The following is a 637-nucleotide window of genomic DNA, read 5'->3' on the forward strand; positions in this document are numbered from 1 at the left end:
AAAAAAGATTGCTTAAGATTTTGCTGAGAACTAAAAAAGGTTGTATGTTTGCATCCGCTAAAAACGGTAACGTTTAGGTAAAAGTTCTGATAGAAAAAACGCTTTTATATAAGAGGCAAGAAGTTTGCGAAAGAGCTTCAAAAAAAATCTTAAAAAAGTTTTGTTAGAATAAAAAAAGGGTTTTATATTTGCACCCGCTTTCGGAAAGAAAGTTAAAGATAAAAAGAATTAAGAGTTCATTGACATATTGATTAGCAGCAATTATTTTAGAAATAAAGTAATGATAAAAAACATAAGCAAAGACATCTTTTGAGAAGTACGAATAATTTTTCTGAGTTCGAATAATATATTAAAGAACAACGATGAAGAGTTTGATCCTGGCTCAGGATGAACGCTAGCGGCAGGCTTAACACATGCAAGTCGAGGGGTAACATGAGTGCTTGCACTTGATGACGACCGGCGCACGGGTGCGTAACGCGTATGAAACCTACCTAATACAGGGGGATAGCCCAGAGAAATTTGGATTAATACCTCATAGTACTGTTGGATCGCATGATTCAATAGTTAAAGATTTATCGGTATTAGATGGTCATGCGTTCTATTAGTTAGTTGGTAAGGTAACGGCTTACCAAGACAT

At 35.2% G+C, this 637-nt stretch carries 1 rRNA gene; it reads left to right on the top strand.

Annotation, left to right across the window (positions count from 1 at the left end):
• Positions 1–359 precede the first annotated feature (359 nt).
• Positions 360–637 (top strand): 16S ribosomal RNA (locus tag Q0845_RS27695); the annotation flags it as partial.

Source organism: uncultured Kordia sp., assembly GCF_947489565.1.
Lineage (GTDB): Bacteria > Bacteroidota > Bacteroidia > Flavobacteriales > Flavobacteriaceae > Kordia.